Below are 2,403 nucleotides of genomic sequence, written 5' to 3'. Positions count from 1 at the left end.
CGCGCCGTAGGCCGCGCCGTAGGCCGCGCCTACCAGGCGGGAAGGCTGTCGTCGGCGGTGTTGTCGGTCAGTCGCTTTTGCTCGGAGCCGTCGGCCTTCATCGTGCAGATTTCCCAGTCGCCGGCTTCCAGGCTGGCGTAGGCGATCCGTTCTCCGTCCGCGCTCCAGCAGGGGTAACGTTCCTGTCCGTTGTCTTCGCCGCCGGAGAGGCGGACCGGTTTCGAGCCGTCCAGGGCGATGGTGTAGATGTCGTAGGTTCCCGCCTCGTCGCTCGCGAAGGCTATTAGCTTGCCGTCCGGGGACCAGGCCGGGTCGTTGCAGTTGAAGGATGCGCCGCCGTAGAGCAGCCGCACGTCGGATCCGACGGGGCCGGCCAGGTAGATGCCGAAGCGGCCGTCTCGTTCGCTGGCGAAGGCGATGAGCTTCCCGTCCGGTTTCCACGAGGAGCCTTCGTCTATGCCCGGCGAGTCGGTGAGCCGGGCGGGATTGCCGCCGTCGGCGTCCATCACCCACAGTTCCCAGTCGCCGGTACGCTCGGAGTCGAAGGAGATGCGGCCGTCCGGAGTGAAGACGGGGCGATCCTCGTCATCGGGGGTGAAGGTCAGTCGCACCGGTTCACCTCCCGCCGAGTCCATGACGTACACCTCGAGGTTCGCGTCCAGGTGGCGCGAGACGAAGACCAGCTTCTTCCCGTCCGGGGAGAGGGCCGGGTAAGGGTCCCAGTCGGGTTTCAGGTCCCGGGTAAGCTGCTTGAGCTCGCCCCCCGCGGTGTTGATGACGAAGAGGTTGTTCCCCACGCCGTCCCGGTTGGAGGCGAAGTAGATGTGGTCGCTCTGCCGGGGCAGGCATCCGGAGATTAGAAGAGCGGTCAGGGCGACGAGTGCGATGGGTGCTTTTCGCATGGGTTTCCCTCGGTGGGCGTTAGGCTTCATTTCACGCGGTGGAGAATAACATATTTGGGTGTAGAGTTGAACCGTCCCCCTTGCATTGGATTCGCCTAGATGCTACACTGTGTCCCGTTTCTGAAAAGATACCCGGGAGAGAAGGATGGCTAAAAAGAAGGGTTGTCTTTTCCTCGTCGGCACCCCCATCGGCAACCTAGACGACATTACCACGAGGGCCGTTGAGACCCTCAAGGTTGTTGACGTCATCGCCTGCGAGGACACCCGCCAGACCCGCAAGCTCCTCGCCCACTACAAGATCAACAAAAAGCGCCTTCTGCGCTGCGATCAGCACATCACCTATGCCGTGGGCCGGGAGCTGGTCGAGCTCTTCAACCAGGGACTTTCCATCGCCTACGTCTCCGATTCGGGGATGCCGGCCATCTCCGATCCCGGTTCCGCGCTGGTCCGGCTCTGTGTGGACAACCACATAGACGTCGTTCCCATCCCGGGCCCCAACGCGGCCATCACCGCCCTGGCGACCAGCGGTTTTGCAGGCTCGAGCTTCATCTTCGAAGGCTACCTGCCCCGCAAACCCCAGGAGCGCCTGGCGCGCATCCAGCGCCTGAAATGCCTGGAGATGCCCGTCGTGGTTTACGCCAGCCCGCACCGCATCAAGCGCATCCTCAAGGACATCACCTCGGAGATGCCGGACAGGGAGGTGGTCATCTGTCGGGAGATGACGAAGTTTAACGAAGAGGTGCTGCGCGGGACGGCGGAGGAGGTCAACCTCGAGCTGGACGAGGAGCGCACCCGGGGCGAGTTCGTCCTGGTCATAGACCGGGCGGCCGACTCCGAGGACAACCGCTTCGTGATGGACAACGTGCCCACGGACCGGGTCGAGCGGGCGCTGCGCATCTGCATCCAGAACTTCGAGATGAGCCCCAACAACGCCGCGAAGGTCATCTCGGCCATCCTGGGGATTCCCAAGCAGGAAATCTACCACCTGGCGGTCACGATCCCCCGCCGGCGACCGCCGCGTTAGAGCGGACGTTTTACTTTAGCGGTGTTTCACGGCAGGCCGGTCGGCCTGCTTTTTTTTGCGATTGCGGCTTGGTCTCGATCGGGAATTCGGCCCACCCGACGCACCGTCGCAGTTGCCACGGTTCCCCGGTTTTCCCAGCGACCCATTTTCAGGTACAATAACGCCTACCCTGTGAGGCGTTTTGTTTCTGAAAAAGGTCTCCATTTCCGGCTTCAAGAGTTTTTCCGACTCCATCGAGTTGGGTTTCCGCGAGGGTGTAACCGCCATCGTCGGCCCCAACGGCTGCGGGAAGACCAACATCGCCGACGCCATCCGCTGGGCGCTGGGCGAACAGCGGGTCAAGAGCCTCCGCGGTCGGCAGATGACGGACGTTATCTTCTCCGGCTCCGAGGCGCGCAAGCCGGTGGGCATGGCCGAGGTTTCGCTTCTATTGTCCAACGAGGACCAGGCGCTGCCCCTCGAGTATACCGACATCCT

At 63.0% G+C, this 2,403-nt stretch carries 3 protein-coding genes; 2 read left to right on the top strand and 1 reads right to left on the bottom strand.

Features of this window, described 5'->3' with window-relative positions:
* Positions 1-29: 29 nt before the first annotated feature.
* Positions 30-902 (bottom strand): hypothetical protein, encoded by an 873-nt coding sequence (locus NTW26_06420; protein ID MCX7021891.1) that lies wholly within the window; start codon positions 900-902, stop codon positions 30-32.
* Between the two features lie 145 nt (positions 903-1,047).
* On the opposite strand from NTW26_06420, the gene rsmI reads away from it, so the two are divergent.
* Both rsmI and NTW26_06410 read left to right on the top strand, forming a co-directional pair.
* Positions 1,048-1,926 carry a 16S rRNA (cytidine(1402)-2'-O)-methyltransferase gene (rsmI, locus tag NTW26_06415; protein MCX7021890.1) on the top strand — a complete coding sequence of 293 codons (879 nt, stop codon included), beginning with the start codon at positions 1,048-1,050 and terminating at the stop codon, positions 1,924-1,926.
* 181 nt (positions 1,927-2,107) lie between these two features.
* Positions 2,108-2,403: AAA family ATPase (locus NTW26_06410; GenBank protein ID MCX7021889.1), on the top strand; the 296-nt coding region annotated here is incomplete at its 3' end.

This window comes from bacterium, assembly GCA_026398675.1.
In the GTDB taxonomy this organism is placed as follows: domain Bacteria; phylum RBG-13-66-14; class RBG-13-66-14; order RBG-13-66-14; family RBG-13-66-14; genus RBG-13-66-14.
The sequence above is the reverse complement of the archived record's forward strand: the minus strand, read 5'-3'. Positions and strand labels throughout refer to the sequence as shown.